The 20,811-nt window shown below is 33.8% G+C and carries 13 protein-coding genes; 4 read left to right on the top strand and 9 right to left on the bottom strand.

What is annotated here, in order from left to right; translation table 11 throughout:
* Nucleotides 1–324: 324 nt before the first annotated feature.
* The 3 genes from QBK95_RS19630 to QBK95_RS19620 are packed head-to-tail and all read right to left on the bottom strand — an operon-like array spanning nt 325 to nt 8,437.
* Nucleotides 325–954 (bottom strand): hypothetical protein, encoded by a 630-nt coding sequence (locus QBK95_RS19630; protein ID WP_280936256.1) that lies wholly within the window; start codon nt 952–954, stop codon nt 325–327.
* Between the two features lie 3 nt (nt 955–957).
* The gene (locus tag QBK95_RS19625) at nt 958–5,082 is read right to left on the bottom strand and encodes a DUF6443 domain-containing protein (protein WP_280936255.1); all 4,125 of its coding nucleotides are present in this window, start codon (nt 5,080–5,082) and stop codon (nt 958–960) included.
* 4 nt (nt 5,083–5,086) lie between these two features.
* Entirely contained in the window at nt 5,087–8,437 is a 3,351-nt protein-coding gene (locus tag QBK95_RS19620) for an RHS repeat domain-containing protein (RefSeq protein WP_280936254.1), read from the bottom strand.
* A gap of 439 nt (nt 8,438–8,876) precedes the next feature.
* On the opposite strand from QBK95_RS19620, the gene lysS reads away from it, so the two are divergent.
* The 3 genes from lysS to QBK95_RS19605 all read left to right on the top strand — a co-directional run bounded on the left by lysS (nt 8,877) and on the right by QBK95_RS19605 (nt 13,139).
* Nucleotides 8,877–10,568 (top strand): lysine--tRNA ligase, encoded by a 1,692-nt coding sequence (lysS, locus tag QBK95_RS19615; protein WP_280936253.1) that lies wholly within the window; start codon nt 8,877–8,879, stop codon nt 10,566–10,568.
* Nucleotides 10,569–10,721: 153 nt separating this feature from the next.
* Nucleotides 10,722–12,296: a hypothetical protein gene (locus QBK95_RS19610; protein ID WP_280936252.1), complete on the top strand. Its 1,575-nt coding sequence runs from the start codon at nt 10,722–10,724 to the stop codon at nt 12,294–12,296.
* Between the two features lie 231 nt (nt 12,297–12,527).
* The gene (locus QBK95_RS19605) at nt 12,528–13,139 is read left to right on the top strand and encodes an SPOR domain-containing protein (protein ID WP_280936251.1); all 612 of its coding nucleotides are present in this window, start codon (nt 12,528–12,530) and stop codon (nt 13,137–13,139) included.
* Nucleotides 13,140–13,212: 73 nt separating this feature from the next.
* Here the strand turns inward: QBK95_RS19605 and QBK95_RS19600 are convergent, their stop codons facing one another.
* From QBK95_RS19600 to yiaA, 4 genes are all read right to left on the bottom strand, one after another.
* Complete coding sequence (locus QBK95_RS19600; RefSeq protein WP_280936250.1) at nt 13,213–13,557, bottom strand: DUF6515 family protein; 345 nt, start codon at nt 13,555–13,557, stop codon at nt 13,213–13,215.
* A 71-nt stretch (nt 13,558–13,628) separates the two neighbouring features.
* Nucleotides 13,629–14,180, bottom strand: a complete 552-nt coding sequence (locus QBK95_RS19595) for a GDYXXLXY domain-containing protein (protein ID WP_280936249.1) — start codon at nt 14,178–14,180, stop codon at nt 13,629–13,631.
* A 4-nt stretch (nt 14,181–14,184) separates the two neighbouring features.
* Nucleotides 14,185–15,477 carry a DUF2157 domain-containing protein gene (locus tag QBK95_RS19590; protein WP_280936248.1) on the bottom strand — a complete coding sequence of 431 codons (1,293 nt, stop codon included), beginning with the start codon at nt 15,475–15,477 and terminating at the stop codon, nt 14,185–14,187.
* 464 nt (nt 15,478–15,941) lie between these two features.
* The gene (yiaA, locus tag QBK95_RS19585) at nt 15,942–16,418 is read right to left on the bottom strand and encodes an inner membrane protein YiaA (protein ID WP_280936247.1); all 477 of its coding nucleotides are present in this window, start codon (nt 16,416–16,418) and stop codon (nt 15,942–15,944) included.
* A 178-nt stretch (nt 16,419–16,596) separates the two neighbouring features.
* On the opposite strand from yiaA, the gene QBK95_RS19580 reads away from it, so the two are divergent.
* Nucleotides 16,597–18,093, top strand: a complete 1,497-nt coding sequence (locus QBK95_RS19580; protein ID WP_280936246.1) for a hypothetical protein — start codon at nt 16,597–16,599, stop codon at nt 18,091–18,093.
* Here the strand turns inward: QBK95_RS19580 and QBK95_RS19575 are convergent.
* Complete coding sequence (locus QBK95_RS19575; RefSeq protein WP_280936245.1) at nt 18,090–19,388, bottom strand: hypothetical protein; 1,299 nt, start codon at nt 19,386–19,388, stop codon at nt 18,090–18,092. The two genes, QBK95_RS19580 and QBK95_RS19575, sit on opposite strands and share 4 nt — an antisense overlap.
* A 156-nt stretch (nt 19,389–19,544) precedes the next feature.
* Nucleotides 19,545–20,699 (bottom strand): glycosyltransferase family 2 protein, encoded by a 1,155-nt coding sequence (locus QBK95_RS19570; protein ID WP_280936244.1) that lies wholly within the window; start codon nt 20,697–20,699, stop codon nt 19,545–19,547.
* Between the last annotated feature and the right edge of the window lie 112 nt (nt 20,700–20,811).

Raw genomic sequence — 20,811 nt, 5'->3', positions numbered from 1 at the left:
CCGTTATAATACTTCATCTTTTTTAGAACTAATATTCTCTAATAAAAATAATTCAACCAAAAAGCCCATCACCAAGATAGAACTACAAAGTAATTCTTACACACTAGTTTCCTAGGTGTAGCACAAACCAGTACAACCCTTGATGATGGGTTTTTTAATCTGGTTTGTGTCTTGGGCTATTTGAACCATGTCCTCAATGGAGGGGTTAGGTTACTTGGTTGTTAGAATTACTGTAACTGATTTTGGTCTTTTTGGAAAGAGAATGGAAAAGAAAAACGCCCACTTTTTCAAGTGAGCGTTTTAATCATTAACTTTCTATTAATCTTATAAAACTATCTCCTTTTTGGTCTTCACTGAATTAGGTTTAATCCATTCTATAATAAGGTTCCCTTTTTCATTAACACTTACTTTTTCAATAACATTTTTGGAAGGACGTATAGTTTTATCAAAATCTTCAATAACTTCCTTAATCTCGCCAGTCTTAAGATCGTATATTGAAAGTAAAACATTTTCTTTGTCTCCTTTATATATTACTAATTCTTTTTTCTCGTCAACAAGAAGAGGATACAGGAAAGTAGCTCCTTTGTCTTCTGAAATGAATTTAGAGATAAGTATATAATCACAAGCTGAACCACATCCATCTGTATAGATAAAACTATCTCCAATTTTCCTTATTTTATTAATCTTAGTTTCATCAAATGATAAGGTGTCTTTTCCTTGGTTTTCAAATTTACCTTCAACACTCCATTTAAAAACGCCGTAACTATTTTCTATATTATGAAATTTAATGATGGAGTCATTTCTATGAAAAACAATATTCTTATCGATAGAAACCTCTGATTTAACTTGCGTTTTAATCTCAGCCTTATCTGTTTCATCTATTTCTGAAACTTTTTTGTCTTTACATGATATAGCAACAACGGTTAGTGCGATTATTAAAAATATCTTCTTCATTGATTAGTATTTATAAAATTTAAAATCAGTTTTTTGAACACCTGGGATTGTAACTTCTGACATATTTTTTGCCCAATTTGGTGTTGCTATATATGGCGAAAAGAAATATGTAGCTCCCTGAGCAGTATTGGTGTTTTGATTTGTTGCTTCTATTGAAGCACCAACACTATCCGAAAAAGCTGTAGTTTCGATACTATTTCGTCTAGCACCTCCTTCTCCATCACCACCAGTTACTGATAATGGGTCGCTATATCTAGCTGTATTTGATCCAACGGATTCAAATTGCCCTTTCTGTGTGACAACTTCTTCAAAAGTAGAAACTCCAGAGAATGCAGCATTATAGTCATTACTACTTGACCTAGTGGTATCATCATCAGCTCTATTTCGAATTACTTCGGCTACTGCAACTTTGCCTTCTTTCGATTGACCAGCACTTTCCGCATATACCGTTCTAGCCATGTGCCCAAGGTCACTATCAAGAGAAATCTCTTCATAGATTGGAGTTGACTGAGCTCCAGAACCATCCAATTCAGAAGATACTGCTGGTGGTGGTGAGGCTTCATCAACTTGAACAAAAAATCTATCTGGTTGATTGTTTTTAACTCTACTCACCAAATCACCTTGCTTATTATAATAAAAATCATCTTGAGGCCCCATTGGTGCCATACCATCAGGATCTATCCAATATATAGGATTATCAAAGGCATAATTGTAAGGACTATGTCTTCTCATTTGATCAGCAAGAGGGTCTATATTCATCCACCTTCCTAAAGCAGCATCATAATTTCTTGCTCCAAAGTCTAGCCATTGTAATCCTAATTCTTCTTGTTCTTCCTTTCCATTGTACCCATAAGGATGATGCGTTCCGTTAATTACGTTATTATACCCTTTATGTTTTAAGCCGAAAGGATAATAATTCTTTTCCTGTAGGATTTCATGAGTCAGATCACCATCACCGTCTACATCTGTGTTATTTCTAAGAACGTCTATTCTCCCATCTTCATCAATATCAGCATAAGACAGTCTAATATTTCCTAAATGGTCTTTGTATTGGTATACATAATCAAAACTCCCATCACCTTTAGGTTCTATATATCCTTCAGGATGGTTCATAAATTCTAGTGTACCATTGGTATAGATATAATTACCTGCATATACTGTTTCTGTTAAAGAACTTCCCTCTGTTACGATCTTTTTTAGTTTCGCTCCAGTGGCGTCGTAAATATAGCTAATATTTCCGTTATTGGTACCATTGGCAATACTAACAATTTCTGGTAGATTAAGATAATTATAGGTTATCCCAGTAATGCCTTTGTTACGATCGACAGTCATATTACCGTTTACATCATATTCATAGTCATTCCCTACTTTATTACCATCAACAAATCCATCAGTTGGCCCAAAATGAGAAGAAGCATCTGTTACCTTGGTCAATTGATTTCCTTGATATTCATAAGTTAATTGATCAATTGTCTGATAAAGATTAAAAAAATTGGCTACCGTGGTTCTTTTCAAGTGATTTATATTTCCGTTTTTATCATAATCAATTCCTCCTTCAAAATATCCTGCGGTATAGTTTGATGTATTAGAACCAGTCGATCCTCCTGCTTTTAAACGATTAAGATCATCATACCAATAAGAATTACCTCTTTTTATATGATCATTGGCAGTTTTCCAATGAGTTTCTGATATATTCCCATTATATAAAGGATTTGTAGAGGGACCATCAGGTTGATCATAATTAATCTTAAAACTAAACAGATCATCTCCGATGTTATTTACATCATTAATATCGGTCAACCATCCACGTACGTTATATTTATAATCTACAGTTTGTAAGGGTGCTTGTTCTGCATTTCCTACTTTTTTACGTTCTAGCTGTCCCAGATCGTCATATACATTATGTACAATCATCTCTTCTGGCTCGCTATTGATCTGTTGTTTTTGGGTCAATAATCTCCCCATATGATCATAGGTAAAGGTGTCTTTGGTGATTAACATAACCCCATCCTTTTGATGAATTGTAAGGCTTTTTTCTACCTTACCTGCAAAATCCAGTTTTGTTAGATTGAAATCGGTGGTACCTAAATAATCATTTTTAACAACGGTTTCCCAAGGTCTTCCTTTCTCATCATAAAGCGTTGTTGTAGTTATCCAATCATTGGTTCCTAAAACACGTACCTGTGTTACCGTTGGCAATCCTTTTACTTTTGCTGTTGCTGTTATCCCTTCCCAAGCAATTGTAGTGGTGGCTGGATTAGGGTCTACAAGACTTCCTAACTCATAATCATCATAGTAATGAATTGTATTAATAGTTATTGCGTTAATGGGATAAAATTCGTTAGAATAATAAATTGGTGTACCTCCTATAGTTGATTCAGACTGTAGTTTAGAAACATAATGAATATTATTATCATCAATATTATTCTGCATTTCTTTTCTTGGCAGTGTTCCTCTAGTATAATGTAACCCAGTATACGCTACCCTTCCAAAAGCATCATATTTAGTGAACAACCATTCATTGTTAACCCTTTGATTGGCATCTTGTGTCAATACAGGTTGATCTAGTGTATTGTATACAATATACTCCCATCCTTTGCCAGGGATTTTCTTTTCTATCAGTCTATTTCTGTTATCGTACTTGTATTGATAACAGAGCTCATTGAGTTCTGTATTAGAGACACCATTTGTAAGATCTACTTTTGGGGATAGTACATAGGTCAAATTCCCAAAATCATCATACACATAATAGGTATCGTGAGGCTCTTGCTCATTAAAAGTTCTTTTTAAGATCACTCTCCCTAACTTATCGGTATACTCTTCTGTAGTATGATTATCTCCATCACTGCTTTTCCAGTTTTCATCCTTGGTGATATTTACATACAGATCATTGGCAGCATAGCTCCCTTCTGTAACAAGTGTGGGTGCTTCTGTATTGCCATTGGTAAAACTCACCTTAAAATATACCACTCCATCAGCCAGACTGTTGGTTTGTCGATCCATCTTAATGGTATGATCTGTATCATCAGATTTGATTTTCCAATCCAATCCTGGTGCTCCTTGTTTAAGCGGTCTTTGTAATGGTGACTGCTCAAACACAGTTTCTGAATACGGATTAGTGGTTTGCTGATATTTGGCTGAGTTATAAAAAGCATTTAGCTCCGCTAATGGATCGGTATAGATCGCTCCATTTTGTGTTTGATCAGAGGCATAAGGCAAATATTCTTTTGCTTGTCTCCCATAATCATCATACTCATAATGAGTGATGATATCCTTAGGCTTGGATTGCTGGATCAACTCAGTAATCGGTGTACCTGTACCATCTATTTGTGTCAATACTGGATTCCAGAAGTACTGACGTACATTAGGATCTGTAGCATAGTATAAATAATTTCTAAAACTGGAATCAGTAGTCGTACTCCTCCATTTAAAATCATTACCATTCATCACTTTAACTCCGTTGGTGTCATAGACACCACTAATCCCAGAATTTCCTCCTGTATAGGTATACGGATGTACAACACCTACTAATAGATACCAGGTATCTAATTGTGGTAAATCTCCATTAAAGAAATAAGGATTGTTATTTTGAGAACCACTAAGGTTGTTCACATTCTGGGTTCCGTGATAGGTTTTACCATCTTGTGATCCAGTACGTTTTACCCAAACGGTATACCGATACCCTACATTTTTATCTACTGCAATATAATCGGTGTTCCAACCTCCATCGGCATTGCTTTCTGGATCATTACCGCATTTCCATAATAAAGATTGTGCTCCAAATGGATTTTCTCCAAACAAACGTTCATTCTCTGAGGCTTGTCCGTTTTTGTTAAACAAAGGTGTAGATCCTGTGCCTACACTCCAATCATTGGTCCAATCCAGGATATTGGTACTTTGTTGTTGTCCTCCTGCTCTGACAGCTACCGACTGCTTGGCTCTACCCAATCCATCAAAGTAATTGACCGATATGATCTTATCGCTCTCTAATACCTGGTCTTGTTGTCCTTCTTGTACTGCCGTTTGATAGGCAGTGGTTTGTATATAATTCTCTGTCTGGGTCTGTGCAGCTACTACTGTACTTACTAATACAGTAACAGTCAACCATAATTTTTGTATCGTTCTCATTGTATTAGTTGTTTTTATAGTGATATGCATTTTCTGACAGGATGTTTCCTTGTGCATCTTTTACTTTCTCTACTCGATTAAACCTATCATAGGTATAGCTCATCTGATACCCTCTTGGATCAGTCACACTAGTGACTCCAATCAGTGGGTCATAGGTATAATAACTCATCTGTGCATTGGCAAAGAATGCGTGATCCTGCAAGGTTTGTAATTGTGATCTCAAAGCAGCCTCTTCACTTGCGGTGTTTTCAGTATCAGAAGCAGTTTTGATCTGATGGATCAAATTGGTTACATCTGCAGGCATTCCTGTATAACTCGCATTGGCAATCTTGGCAATTGGATAAGTATCCTTATATCCCCATATATATATGATATGTGAACCATCTGTCTGGGAGACTTCTAATGGATTGCCATAACTATCGTATTTGTGATAGGCAAGACGTTCTTGTACTGTTTCTGTTGATTTTCCTGCTTTTACCATATGTGGTGCAATCATATTAGATTCCCACTCTTTGTATACCTGTTGCACGGTTCCTAAGACGGTACTGTTCTTGGTATTCTTAGTATAAATCGGTGCTGTGATCATATTCAAGGTATTCATTTTAGTAATCACTGCCTGTTCTGCAGTAGTATACTCCGATGTTGGATATCCACCCACTGCATAATAGATATCATCTACATAGATATCTGTATTTCCTGCCTCTGTAATGGTTCTGGTGGTTTGCTTAGGTTGATAATTGATCGTATTGTAATCGTATTCTTGTTTGGTTTCTACTACGGATTGTGTTCCTGCACTATCATAGAAATAGCTCTTGGTCACAGATTCTTTAAGCTGTGTCCATCCTGAATGTAGGTTATCTTGTAATATACTATGCGGAATTACCAGACCACAATTATAGAATATGGGAATACAAGATGCATTTCCAGAACATTGTGGGATATTCTTAGAAGGAATACTACTTAGATACCCATCGTGAGATCCATAAAATTGGATCCATTCGCAGTTTTCACCCTGAATGGCTTTATATGAAGGAGCAATGGTATTCTCTACAAAATTATAGAGGGTATTCTCAGTCTCTTGTAGTTTTCGCTGGTCATTATCATATACTTCTTGTTTGACCAATAACCCTCTTTTAAAATCCAGGTTAGGTGCTGGTGCAAATGGATATATAAACACACTGGCGGGAGTAGGATACTCTTTAGGACTCGTATAACTAAAGATAGAATATCCATTATTAGTTTCAGACATCTTTACAGCACTATATCCGATATAACCTCCTTTGGTCATTTGTGCATTTGTTCCTTTTGTTCTTACACTATATCTGACAGTAACAGGCATTAAACTATTAGATGAATTCTCAGCTGTACTAAAGAGAAGTTTTTTAGAGTTTAGTTCATATCTATTTTCCAAACTCCCTGTTTTGATATCTGCCACACCAGAAGATGTTGCTGGATTTGCTATATCATTATAATCGTACTGAACTCTCTTTGCTACTTCCATCGTATTAGGAGTGTCTTTAAAAACCACTTCTTTGATTCTAACTCCTCCACCTTTTAAGAACTCTGAAAAGGATGTGGTATTAAGCGTATGATAATCGATACGTACTGTTGCTCCTACCAGATTAAACCCAAATTCTATATTATAGTCGTGATGTTGTAAAAACAGGTATTGATCTCCTTGCGTAAGTGAGAGTTTCATAGTTTCGTTGGCACTATCAAATTGAACTGCAACTCCTTGACTAGGATCGTTTACAGGTGATAGGATGACACTAATTCGATCTAGGCCTTGTTCCCATCCTGCGATGCTGTTCAAACTAATGTCTACTTCCTGATTATGGGTAAGTGAGAAGGCCAACACACCTTCTCCTGATTGAGGACTTATAGAAGCTGGATGTGTTTGTGCATATTGTTGCGTAATGATATTATCTGGATTTAGATAATAATCTTCTGTAGTCAAAGGTGTATTTCCTTGATGAGAAAATGTATGTTCTTCAAAAACAAATTCTTTTACGCCTCCTGTTGGATATTGGATCTGTGATAATAATCCTGCTTTGATGGTTTCTGGATTATATATCGTTTGATAATTAAATCCCCAAGGATCACTTTCTGAATCAAAGGAAGCCAGATTGTTTGTATTGGTATAAGATAATTTATAACTGTTAGAAGTACCTGTGATTGGTTTTTCTTCTACTTCTGTAAGCCATAACCGATCTGTTTGTTCATAAGTAAAATGATATCGTTTGTTTTCGGTTCCATCGGCATTATTGATGATTAGATTCGTAAGCATTGTTCCATTAGTTTCTGGATGAGTCCCTCCTAACTGAAAACTTACCGAAGTATTATCTCTGAAAACCACAGAAGCTATTTTTTTAGTTTGAGTCCTAATCGTAGTATAAGAAATTGATTCTTTAGGCTTTAGAATAGATGGATTGTAATTATTTTGATAAAAACCTATTGGGTGTGTAGATATGATCGTGTTGTAAGTACGAGACGCAGCACTTACATATTCTTCTAAGGAGGTTTGGTAATTAAAATTCACCAGATCCAGATTATTACTGGTCGTTACTTTAGATAAATGCCAGGCAGTTCTGGCAGTATAATTACCATTGGATGCAGCTACAATCCCGACACTACCAGATCCTTGTCCTATGGATCCATTAAAAGGAATCGTTTCTGAACTTTCTATCTCATTAAAATAGTAGATATACCCATTGGTATCCACGATCTTAAAACTATGAATCTCTTTGGTTGCTGGATTATGGGTATAGGTGATTTTTACATTAGGATCATTGGATAATAATTTCACTCCTTGATTGGTCACTACAAACCTTCCTGAAAACCCTAAAAAGTTAAATTGATATAAATCCAGTTGCGTATCATTATTATGAGCAGTCGATCCTACGGAATTCCAAATAAACTTCTGTTTTTCATTGGCCGATAATGTATTATAGTTCCAAAAATCTGGATTATGCAATACTCCTAAACGATCGATAGCACTACTCTCATCAGGAAAACCTCTGACGGTTCTGGAAATACTTCCTCCAGCAAATAGAGACCAACCTGTTCCTGTCCATCCAGAACGACTGTCTACTTTTACGCCTTGGGTATTATACTGTAAGGATAACCCCAGACTTATGCCTTTATGGATTGTTTTAGAAAATAAAGGAATCCCAATACTGGGTTGTCCTGTATAATACTCTACAGGAACCTCCTCGAACTGCATCAGGTTTGCTACAGTGGGTGATGGAGGTACAATCGTAGGTAATCCGAAAGGACTATCTCCCTCTGGAGTATCCTGACCATACATAGTAATCCCTAGAAAAAGGGTCATCACTATCAAAGAAATCTTCTTCATAAAAAATAATTAAAATTATACACCAATTCAATTTTTCGGGCGGCAAATGTACCAGAAAACCACAATACTCGCAATGGATATTTTCCCGTATATCCTATTGTTTATGTTGTTGTTCATATACTACTGTCAATCGTATTTTTTGATATGCAGCAAGCACATTTTATCCGCGTTCTTATAGGTAGGTGTTACCAGTAATTGATATGTTACCCCTAAATCTGCTTTTTTTTAATTTTTTTTAAATATTGGTAAGTTTTATGGCTTTTTTATCACCAAATTGATACTATGCAGGTGTATTAGATTCCTTTTCAAAATATATAGTCCTCAAAAAGAACTGATCTGCTGGTTTTGATGGAAAAAAACTAATGATTGAGTATCCTTAAAAATCAATTGAAAGATAATGTCATACTTTGTATCTTTGCACGCTTAAAACAGCAGCATTATGCAATTAACAGAACAAGAACTTGTAAGAAGAGAGAAGCTACAATCTCTGCGTGACGTAGGTATTAATCCATATCCAGCAGCTTTATTTCCTGTGGATCACACTTCAGTAGACATAAAACAGAAGTATGAGGAAGGAAAAAAAGTAATTATTGCAGGAAGATTAATGTCCAGACGTATACAAGGAAAAGCTTCTTTTGCAGAATTGCAAGATGCTAACGGACGTATTCAGGTATACTTTAATCGAGATGAAATCTGTACAGGAGAGGACAAAACCCAATATAATGAGGTCTACAAAAAACTACTCGATATTGGTGATTTCATAGGTGTAGAAGGCGAACTTTTTACAACGCAAGTAGGAGAAAAGACGGTTATGGTAAAAGATTTTACTTTATTGAGTAAAACACTTAAACCACTACCTCAACCTAGAACCGATGCAGATGGTAACGTTCATGACGCATTTACAGATCCAGAACTACGATATCGTCAACGCTATGTAGATCTAGTTGTGAATCCGCAGGTAAAAGAAGTGTTTATTAAAAGAACAAAGCTTTTTAATGCCATGCGCGAGTTTTTTAATACTAAAGGATATTTTGAGGTAGAAACACCTATTCTACAACCAATTCCTGGAGGTGCTTCTGCAAGACCATTTATTACACATCATAATTCATTAGACATTCCTTTATATATGCGTATTGCAAATGAGTTATACCTAAAAAGGTTAATTGTTGGCGGTTTTGATGGAGTATATGAGTTTTCTAAAAACTTCAGAAATGAAGGAATGGATCGTACTCATAATCCTGAGTTCACTGCTATGGAAATTTATGTAGCCTACAAAGATTACAACTGGATGATGGAGTTCACAGAAAACCTTGTAGAACATTGTGCTATTGCAGTTAATGGAACTACTGATGCTACTTTTGGTGAACACAAAATAAATTTCAAAACGCCTTATGCCCGTGTAACAATGACGGATTCTATAAAGCATTTTACGGGATTTGATATTACAGGGAAGTCTGAGGATGAGATTCGTGAAGCCGCAAAAGGAATGGGTATCGAGGTAGATCAAACCATGGGTAAAGGAAAATTGATTGATGAGATTTTTGGTGAAAAATGTGAAGGAAACTATATCCAACCTACATTTATCACAGATTATCCAAAGGAGATGAGTCCTTTATGTAAAGAACATAGAGACAATCCTGAACTTACAGAACGTTTTGAATTAATGGTTTGTGGTAAAGAGATTGCTAATGCGTATTCTGAACTTAATGATCCTATAGATCAGCGAGAACGTTTTGAAGCACAGCTAAAATTAAGTGAAAAAGGAGATGATGAAGCCATGTTTATTGATAATGATTTTATAAGAGCACTGGAATATGGTATGCCACCAACATCTGGAATGGGTATTGGTATGGATAGATTGATTATGTACCTAACCAATAATCAATCCATACAAGAAGTATTATTTTTCCCGCAGATGCGACCAGAGAAAAAGGCCGTAGCTCTTAATGATAATGAGAAGGCTATTTTTGAAATTATTAAAAAAGAACAACGCATGGCGCTCACAGATCTTAAATCAGCTTCTGGGTTAAGTAACAAAGCGTGGGACAAAGGTATGAAAGGCCTTTCGAAATTAGGTCTTACAAAAGTTACCAAAACAGATGATAGTCTGATTGTAGAGGTATCCGAGTAAATCATATTATTTTATACAATTAAAAAGCGTGTTCATTTTCTAGAAAATGAACACGCTTTTTATATATCAAACCTCCTCCAAAAAATTAATCGTAAACAGCTGTGTTAACGTTTTTTTAACTATTTTTGCAGCTTTTAATAAAAACCCCATTTCATGAAAAAAATATTACTTTCCTGTATTGCATCGCTATTATGTACACTATCCATTGCGCAAAGTGCAAATATTGATCGAGAAAACTTCAGAACTTCATATGTAAATCTACCTTCTAAACCCATCCTTGATGATAGTAAAAGAACTTACTCTATCAACACAGGTGCTATAACAATTCCAGGTTTTTCTAAGGTAAAAACAGGAGGAACATTGGATATCAATTATAAATTTCATGGAACCAAAATTGGCGCTGTAGATATTAAGAAAGTAAAGCACGAAAAAAAGAATAAAGAAGGAAAAGTTCTATCTGTAAGTTACACATACACTGCCAATGTAAACTACTCATCATCAGCTACATTATCAGTTAACAATGCAATTGATGCTCAATCGTATGATAAAGGTTATTCTGAAAGTTACAGCTATACGAGTGGCGAATTTAGCACCTACAAAAAAGCACAGGATTATTATAACAACAACCGTTACAGCTTAAGAGATAAATATAAAAGTGACCACAAGTCACAATTCTTGGGCGCTGCAAGAGGACATCTTATAAACACATACGGTTATGATATTGAATCTCATAATCGAGAATTTTTCTGGATTTTAGCATCAAAGAAACATCCTGAGTTTGCAAAACACCAAGAAGCATTTCAAACGTTGAAATCCGCTTTCGAAAAAATGCAATACAATAAACCGATTGATTCTCTAAAAATCGAAGTGCAACCTGTTATCGACTATTTTAACAATCTAATTCCAAATTATCAAGGTAAGAAAAGAAAAATACGCAAAGTACGATATGCCAGCTATTACAATATCGCAAAAATCTACTACTATCTTGATGAACCAGAAAAAGTAAAAGAATATGCTCAAAAAATAATCGATAATGACTACGATAAAAGTGATGGTAAATACTTTAATAAAATTGCTGATAAATTGATTGAAGATTTTAAAATCAATCAAACAACATCCAGACATTTCGAAGTTGTAACAGAAGACCTAAGCAACGAGGAAGAAGATCAAAATGACGTGAGTACAGATATCGAGGTCAATCAAGCATACTTAATTACAAAAGATAATGACACTACACTAGTAGATATAAAAACATCTGATATTGGCAAAATTGCTTATAGCTTAAAAACTGTAGAATACGACCTAAACGGAAAACCATATGGTACCAGAGTAAGAAAAGCAAAGAAATGTAAAGAGCTTGTATTTGTTGATGGGGATAAATACAAGAATATCAAATTCAAAGAATCTTCTATCAAAAACGGAGAAGTAGATGCAGGACAGATGATATTAGGAGGTGCTACCGATAAGCTGTGTAAAGTGTTATTTGAGTCTGAAAAAATAAACCTATATATATTTAATAACAAGGAACTTGTGATCCTTCCTGCTGGAAGTGAAAAAGGGAAATCTACTATGTCTACTGGTTATGTTTTTGGATTTAAAAAGAACTTAACCAAACTTGCAGAAGGTTGTAAGGAGCTACAGGAAAAAGTAGCAAATAAAGAGTATAAAAATAATGCCTCAGATTTAATTACATTTTGTAAAGAGCTTACGAATTGTGTAGTAGAATAATCATAATTCCTTTTTAAACATAGTATACAAAACGCAACCTTATTGGTTGCGTTTTGTATACTCTAGTACTTGGTCCACAACAATCACTTTCTAAAGAATGCTATAACATTGTATTCATAAATTCTTTATGATATTGACAGTGTTATTATCAGAGGTTACGGCAAATCAGTAGTTTTATTTTTGGAGAACACCAATAATCCCCTATATTTGAACATATTAAAACCACAAATCATGCCTTATATTAGTGATGACGAACTATTGGATTTCCAAGTTCAAATAGACGATGCTAAAGAAGAAAAACGTGTAAGCAACTACGCTCATACTAAAGCACTTAAAGACGAAAAAGAAAACACACAAAAGTTTAAAACCGCTACAATTATCTTAGGGATCATTGCGCTTCTTGGTGTTGCAGGAACTGTATATTTCATGTATTTTGACACTGCTGATAATTCAATTGCAACCAAGAAATACAAAGAAGAATCTAACACATTACAGAATAAAATAGCTGAACTAGAAGAAACTATCAAGAATCTATCTATGGATCAGGAAATCAACGCTAATGCCGATGATACTTCTGAAAACAAAGCTTCTTTGAACAATGAATTAATATATGCGGTTCAGATTGGAGCCTTTGAACAAAAGGATTTATCATTATACTCTGATAAATTTGTGAATTTTAGAGAAATCAAAGCTGGTAGTTTTAACAAGTATGCTTTAGGTAATTTTGCTTCGCTATCTGAAGCTAAGAAATTCAGAAGAGAGCTGGTTCGTTTAGGTTTCAGAGGTGCCTTTATCGCTTCATATCAAAATGGTGAACGGTTAAAGATTGAAGAAGCCTGGTAAAAAAGAAACCTCAAGACTCATCATTAAAATCTTGAGGAATTTCTCTCAACTAACCAACTCAATCTACAACTAACTATACGTTTACAATGATATAATTTCTTCCTGTTTTTTTATAGTACACTCCTTTGTATCTATAATATTTTATCCCTCTTACTCGTACTACTTTATATCCTCTGGGCAGTACCCTAACGCGCACTCCAACTGGTGCTGATGTAGTTACATATTTTCGATTCTTTTTTAGATACCAAACACCTTCGCTTCTATAGTACTTTACATTATTATGAACTACTACAATAGGGTTATGCACCTTGGTCACCACCACCCTATTTGCTGGACGCACTCTCACTGTGGTTGCGCAAGAAGTCATGAATGTTGATAATACTAATCCTAATAACAATGTTTTCAATAATCCCTTCATAACGTTCACTTTTTTTGTTTTACATTAATAAGACCATCGTTATTGTAAAAGGTTTAATCAACTGTTACAATTTATTTCTCTACATACTCTTGTATTGGGATGTCATCTATATAAACATCTTCTAAAACTACTTTATCATTTTTAATGTATACCAAAGCATATACATTAGTACGCAAACTATCTCTATTAGCTTTAATGTAGGCCAATTCTGCATCATATGCTTTGGACTCTTCCATATAAAAAGTATTAAAAGGTAACTGAAAACTTACCTTCCCTTGATAATAATAGGTTACTCTTGCCTTAACATAATCCTCTCTTGTTTCTAAGGGTGTTTTACTTATTTGAGAAACTTCAGCAAATCCCAGCGTATCTTTTTTTAAATAGATATAAATTTCTTCTCCTACCACATAGGTTGAATCTGTAGTATTAAAATGATTTACCTCATATTGTAATGTGATATATTTACCTCTAAACGGATCTGTAGGATCTACAGGTCTGGTTTTAAATTTATAAGCTGTTCCTGTTGTGATGGTATCTTCGCTACCAATAATCATCTGAATTGGCACTAAAATTTGAGCTAATGCCACAACGATGAATATGATGAATAAATAAATGATTTTCATATGATTATTTTTTAATGATTTGATGCTTTAATTGTTGTCTTTTTAACATCATATAATTGGCTGCAAAAAAGCCTATTCCAACAATAACAAATAAGGCTCCTCGAACTACAAAACTCATATCCGTATCAAAAAACCTACATATTATAAGGACCGAAATAATTAGTAATCCATAATTAAGAATTCCAAAATTAAATGTATCCGCGCCAATTTTTATAGCAGTGATTCCTAAAACAAAAACTAACACATTGGTTAATATCATTGGCAGCGTAGTCATTCCAGAAAGAAGAAAGAAGAAAGCCCAAAAAACTAAAAACGATACCTGAAACAGGTTCACGGACCTAACACCTTTTTTTACAATACTATGTCCTAAAACCGAAATCCCGATGCTCCCCAAAAGTAGTGAGGTGTATAGTTCTTGTGAGACATACATCGTTGTATCATATATTTCATCCCAAGGCCACCTGAACGTAAATATCATTAACAAAATGATAGTTCCTAAGGAGCCTATAATCAGATATCCATTCCTCAGTGTTCTTAATTCTTTGAACACCGATAACTTTCCTATGTTATAGAAAATCCCAAAAAGTGTCATATACATGATAAAACCTAATTCTTCATTACCTCTTATAAACGAAGCCAATCCTACAGTGATACTAGCAGGTAAAATCCAGTTGAAAATACTAGTTGTATTACTAGATATCGCATTTCTTAATTGTATCCAATAATGAGGTATAATAGCGGCAATAAAACCTAAATACAACCAAGGAGTACTGTTGTTTCTAAAATTCCAAAGACCGACCTCTGTTGCATAATACGTACTGGATAAAACGAGCAATAAGGCAACCGCATGTGATCTAAGAACATATAGTAACGGTAGACAAAGTAAAATCCATGTACGCAAAAATGATCCTAAATCACCTGATATATTATAAATCTGACTTACTAGTGATATACTTGCTCCTACCGCAAAAAACAAAAACGTACCTGAAGCTTCTTTCCAAGTATTACTTTTATTTTTTAGAATAGAGAAACCAGCTACGCATTGCCCAATTATCAACGGCACAAATGCAAGTACAGTCTTGGTGATTCTAGAAAAATTGTCCCAATTGTGAGCTAACATCAGAATAATCCCTGATCCTACCAGCAAAGCCCCGAAAATCCCAAAAATGGTAAACAACCTATTGGGTTTCAACGTTTTTTTCTTATCATAATATTGGTAGATGCAATCAGCAATCTCAGAAGAAATCACCTCATCTCTTACCAATTCCTTTAATTCTTTATTAAATCTTGAACTCATACTATGAAATGGTTATATAGTTAATTGGTGCGTATTAATTAAAGATAACTTTGTTGAATACTGTAACAAAACAAAACGATCAAACTAAAAGTCAATTCAAAAATTGAAAGTTTGAAAGGTTTTATGTGCTTTACTAAAACACGATCAATCACTAAAAATGGAAAAAAAACGATCACGCCACCTAAAATTAGTACTCCATCTAAACTCGCTCCACCATCAAGAGTTAAACAATAAATTCCACATGGAATCCCAATAACAAAAGCAATAACTCCTAACACGAGAAACAATGTTATTTTACTTGTAAATTTTTGTTTAAAATGCTGCGCTTTCTAATATTTTTTTAGTGTTAACAATACTCAATACATATTATTAAAAAAAGGCAGCTACAGCTCTGCAGCTGCCTTTTCTAATCATCAAAACAAGGAACTATACAACTATAGTTCCTCCTTTTGATTAATCTCCCATTACATATCCTTACCTTCAATGAATTTTTTATCTCTGGTATTCTTTTGCACAGCAATAGCAGCAAATAGACTTAAAGTAAAGGACATTCCGTAAAATCCTTTTTCACTGAGGTCCAAATCAGCATTCCATAATCCTATGATTAATAATACGATGGATGCCAGTGCAGCAAACCAACTGATTCCATAATAGATTTCTGTTACCTGCAATCCTTCTAGTTTATCTCTTACATTTTTCTGAACAGATACTGCCGAGAATAATCCAAATAACAAAATAGTAAAATAGTATCCCTTCTCATTGAGCAACATTTCTGCATTCCATAAACCTGTACAGAACGATACCATACCTGCTAATAAAGCAATCCAGGATGCTCCTATAAAAGCGGGTGTTGGTTTTTGATCATATACTTTAACTTCATTTTTATCGATACCATCATTGATTATTTCTTCTGCGATATCGTTACTAAATTTGTAGTCCATAATAATTGATTTTGATGATTAATTTTATTTCAATTGTTTGTTTTGAACAGGACAAATTTGCAACGATTGGAGCATTTTAAAAACTCAATATTCACAAAAAACTTACGATATATTTGTGAATTTTAATTAAATTAGTCAATACTTATAATACTTTTTACACCAATTCACTTACGATATAATGAATATACTTTCTTCTATAATCGCCACCTTATCTATTGAAGAAAAGAGAAGTTTTATAAATCAATTAAAACAAAAAAATAAGAGGAATGACACTAAGAACATTCAACTGTTTCGACTGCTGGATTCCTCGCTCGATCATAAAGACTTAGACATCCAGTTATATGGAAAAAGGGCTAAAGGTGCTTTTCATGCGCTATGCAAAAGATTACATGACAGTCTTATTGATTTTATTGCCACCAAAAGTTTTGAAAGTGAAACCTCAGAAGAAATGGAAATCCTTAAATTATTACTTGCCAGTAGGATTTTCTTTGAACAAAAGCAATATAAGATTGCTCTAAAAACTTTAAAAAAAGCTGAATTAAAAGCCAAAACATATGATCTGTTTAGTATCCTGCACGAGATTTATTATACTAAAATACAATACGCACATGTAGATCAAAAAGTCTTATTAGAAACATTAATCCAGGATTTTAGAAATAACCAAAAATCACTACAACAAGAAGAAAATCTAAACCTTTTTTATGCGAATATTCAAAATAAACTTGCGCTAAATAAAAACGATATTACACAAACCATAAGAGAATCCCTGGATAAATTCGATATTTCGATCACTAACGGCCTGACATTTAGGTCTTTGTTTAAAATATTAGAAATTATAAATCAAGCTGCAAACGTTACCAGTAATTTTTATTCAATTTTTTCCTTTGTAGAAAAGACATACCAGCAAATTGAATCCAAAGAACAATTGACTGATAAACATCTTTTTTATCATATCCAGATATTATATTATGTTGCGAATGCTTACTTTAGAAATAAAGACTTTAAAACTTCTTTTGAGTATCTACAACTTATGGAGCGTCAAATGACGAAGCAGCGTGGAAAATATCACAAACGTTTTTTGCCACAACTTACACTCTTAAAAATATTAAATCACAATTATAATGGAGATTCGAATCAAGCAATATCTATATTAGAAAGCTTTGATTATAGCAAACATAAAGATCAAACTACATATATTTTAGATCTAAAGCTAAGCTTGATTGTATTATACTTTCAACAATCTAGATGTAAAGAAGCACTTAGATTATACCAAGAATTGCATCACAGTGACATCTGGTATACCGAAAAAGCTGGAGTTATCTGGGTGATCAAAAAAAATCTTACAGAAATATTATTACATATTGAACTAGACAATATTGACCTGGTAGAATCCAGAATAAAAAGTTTCAGAAAAAAGCACAGTACCTATCTAAAAAACAATAGTGAGAGTCGAGTATTAGATTTTCTATCATTAGCAATGGTATATTACCATCAATATGACACTATAACCAAAGAGTCGTTTTTATCCAAAATTGAAGATTCTCTAATTAAGAATAATCCAGATCAAGAAGATATTTTTGCAATGAGCTTTTATGCCTGGTTAAAAGCCAGAGTTCTGCAGTCGGATTTGTATCAAACCACTTTGCAGGTGGTAAACCATCCTAATAAAAACTAGGATTTGATGTTATGAATAACAGTTGTTCTTTTACCAATTTCATTAAACAATAAAACCAATAATACTGGAAGCATCCATTGATGATATATCATATATCGACTAATGCTATGTTGCACCGCACACACTAATAGTATATTACATATAGTAAGTATCAAAAAAATGAATGCCAATATTGCGAGCTGTTCTTTGTTTGTTTTCCAGAAATACAAGGAAGCTATTAAAAGGATTATATACAGCCATATCATATAAAATCCTCCAAAACCGTGCTCTACATTTTTATAAAAAAGATCGATACACTTCCAGAAATTATCCAATACCAGAGGAAACCACATTGACATCAGAAATTTATCATTTTCTATAAATGCTTCAAAAGAATCAGGATCAGAAGGCCTTAAAAATTTCCTACCTTCTACAGAAAGAATTCCATAGGATATCTTTACAAAATTATAATCAAAATAATGAAACACATTATCATTATAAGGTGTATAAAAATCATCTAACAACTTGCGTTCTTTAGCAACTTGATACATATGCTTATAATATTCCTGAGTCTTTCGATCATCATAAACCTTATAATCCTCTGCATCGGCCACAAAAAAAGGCATTATCATTACCTGAAGCCCTGTGCTGGAAATATTAGTATACCTATCATGTACTACATAATTAAACGTTTTTTGAATCAAAGAAACCATTACAGGTAATAACAAAATAACAACAATTGGAACTACATAACGTTTAGAATCTTTGGTTGTAAACCAACGATATCCATAAACAAAAATTAGTACCGGTATTACAAACATAAGTTGCGTTCTTACCAACACTCCAATAAAAACGCTACCAATCAACCACCATATTGCTCTTTTTTTATTCGTAAAAAGGTATTGAATTAAAAATGCAATCATCATCAAAAAACTTGAATATGCCAACCCTTGAGTCACAATACGATTTACGATCAAATATTCGGGCACAAAAATGGGAGCTAACAATATAATATCTATCAAAATCAATAACCTCTTATCAACATGAAAAGCTTTTTGTATTGTTTTAATTACATATAAACAAGAAACAAAACATAGAATTAACTGAACAAATACAACAATAGGATAATAATAATCCACTCCAAACAGTTTACGGAAAACAAATAAGAAAGTACCGTATCCTGGAGGTGTAATCAGAGAAAAGCCCACATAACTTATGGTATCTGGTTCTATAACTACCCCAATCCAAACAACATATATGGAGACCAGTACGTATAGAAATATTCTATGTAATTGATTAGATACAATATACCCCATAAGTTATTATACAATTAGAGACTAAAAGTAACTTATTTACTATAATCTTTAAAATTATCGCCAAAAAACCTAAACAACTTCAATCAAGTTTCAGTCATTTATAAATCCTGAAATTTATGGAGTTATAGCAATATCTAATTTTTCAAGAAAAGATAATCAACTATTATATGAGTCACTTAACCCTAGAATACTAAAGAAAAAGCTGAATAACACGATCTGCAATCCAATTAACACCATCCCAATAGCAATGATTGTCTTTTTTATATCTACGTAGTTAAGTAAAAGCATCTCATTTAATGAATAATCTAAAGAGGTTAACACTCCAAGGATTATTCCCAATAGAATTAAAACAAATCCTATCAATAGCCCTTTTTCTAAATTTATAACTTTAAAAATTGTACCATATCGGTCACTTCTGGGTAACAGCCCATTACTGACTGCAAATATTTTTATTAATATGTAGAAAATAATAAATTGAAAACCTACTAAAGTTAATCCAGAACCGTATAACAAAACTTTTAAATTGGACACAAAGTTTTGAGCATCAAAAGGAATTAAAATCAAAGTTAATGCTACAACAAAACCTATTAAAAACATAAATATTCCAGGAAACAAAAATAACCATCTAGGGCTGTATAATAACAAAAAACGAAGATGTCGCCAACCATCTCTCCAAGTGCGAAGATGAGGATCTCTACTTCTACCAGAAGGAAAAACAGTGGTAGGGACTTCTGTTATTTTTAGTTTTGCCAATTCAGCCTTCACTATTAATTCTGAAGCAAACTCCATACCCGTTGTCGTGATAGATAACTGTTGATAGGCAGACTTTGTAAACCCTCTGAGTCCACAATGAAAATCTCCAATTTTAGAATTAAAAAACGTTTTCCCAATAAAAGTAAGTACTGGATTCCCTAAGTACCTATGTAAAAAGGACATCGATCCTTTCTCCAGACCTCCCAAAAAACGATTTCCCACAACCATATCGTAGCCTTCATCCAGTTTTTCAATAAATGATACTAAGTTTTCAAGATCATGACTATCATCAGAATCTCCAATGATAACATACGTTCCGCTGGCAGCATCAATTCCTCCTTTAAGAGCATTTCCGTACCCTTTTTCTTCGATATGCACTACGTTAGCGCCTTCTGTAACTGCTATATCTACGGAACCATCAGTACTTCCATTATCTGCTACGATAATCTCACCATCAAGGCCACTTTTCTGCAAAAAAGTATTTGCTTTTCTGATACATACGGCCAAGGTTTCTGCCTCATTGAGACAAGGCATTACGATAGACAACTTAAGTGGCATGAATCAGGATCTTAAAAATTTTGTTTAAAAATAGAAAATATAGTGTTTACTATAACTCAATTTTTATAAAATAAAACATGTTCCTCTTAGATTTCGGTTAAATAAAGGCTAC

Origin of the sequence: Aquimarina mycalae, from assembly GCF_029906345.1 — a bacterium.
Classification (GTDB): Bacteria; Bacteroidota; Bacteroidia; order Flavobacteriales; family Flavobacteriaceae; genus Aquimarina.
The sequence above is the reverse complement of the archived record's forward strand: the minus strand, read 5'-3'. Positions and strand labels throughout refer to the sequence as shown.

Coding starts and splice junctions, on each gene's coding strand:
- QBK95_RS19630 (WP_280936256.1), bottom strand. CDS start 954: ATGAAGAAGATATTTTTAATAATCGCACTAACCGTTGTTGCTATATCA.
- QBK95_RS19625 (WP_280936255.1), bottom strand. CDS start 5,082: ATGAGAACGATACAAAAATTATGGTTGACTGTTACTGTATTAGTAAGT.
- QBK95_RS19620 (WP_280936254.1), bottom strand. CDS start 8,437: ATGAAGAAGATTTCTTTGATAGTGATGACCCTTTTTCTAGGGATTACT.
- lysS (WP_280936253.1), top strand. CDS start 8,877: ATGCAATTAACAGAACAAGAACTTGTAAGAAGAGAGAAGCTACAATCT.
- QBK95_RS19610 (WP_280936252.1), top strand. CDS start 10,722: ATGAAAAAAATATTACTTTCCTGTATTGCATCGCTATTATGTACACTA.
- QBK95_RS19605 (WP_280936251.1), top strand. CDS start 12,528: ATGCCTTATATTAGTGATGACGAACTATTGGATTTCCAAGTTCAAATA.
- QBK95_RS19600 (WP_280936250.1), bottom strand. CDS start 13,557: ATGAAGGGATTATTGAAAACATTGTTATTAGGATTAGTATTATCAACA.
- QBK95_RS19595 (WP_280936249.1), bottom strand. CDS start 14,180: ATGAAAATCATTTATTTATTCATCATATTCATCGTTGTGGCATTAGCT.
- QBK95_RS19590 (WP_280936248.1), bottom strand. CDS start 15,477: ATGAGTTCAAGATTTAATAAAGAATTAAAGGAATTGGTAAGAGATGAG.
- yiaA (WP_280936247.1), bottom strand. CDS start 16,418: ATGGACTACAAATTTAGTAACGATATCGCAGAAGAAATAATCAATGAT.
- QBK95_RS19580 (WP_280936246.1), top strand. CDS start 16,597: ATGAATATACTTTCTTCTATAATCGCCACCTTATCTATTGAAGAAAAG.
- QBK95_RS19575 (WP_280936245.1), bottom strand. CDS start 19,388: ATGGGGTATATTGTATCTAATCAATTACATAGAATATTTCTATACGTA.
- QBK95_RS19570 (WP_280936244.1), bottom strand. CDS start 20,699: ATGCCACTTAAGTTGTCTATCGTAATGCCTTGTCTCAATGAGGCAGAA.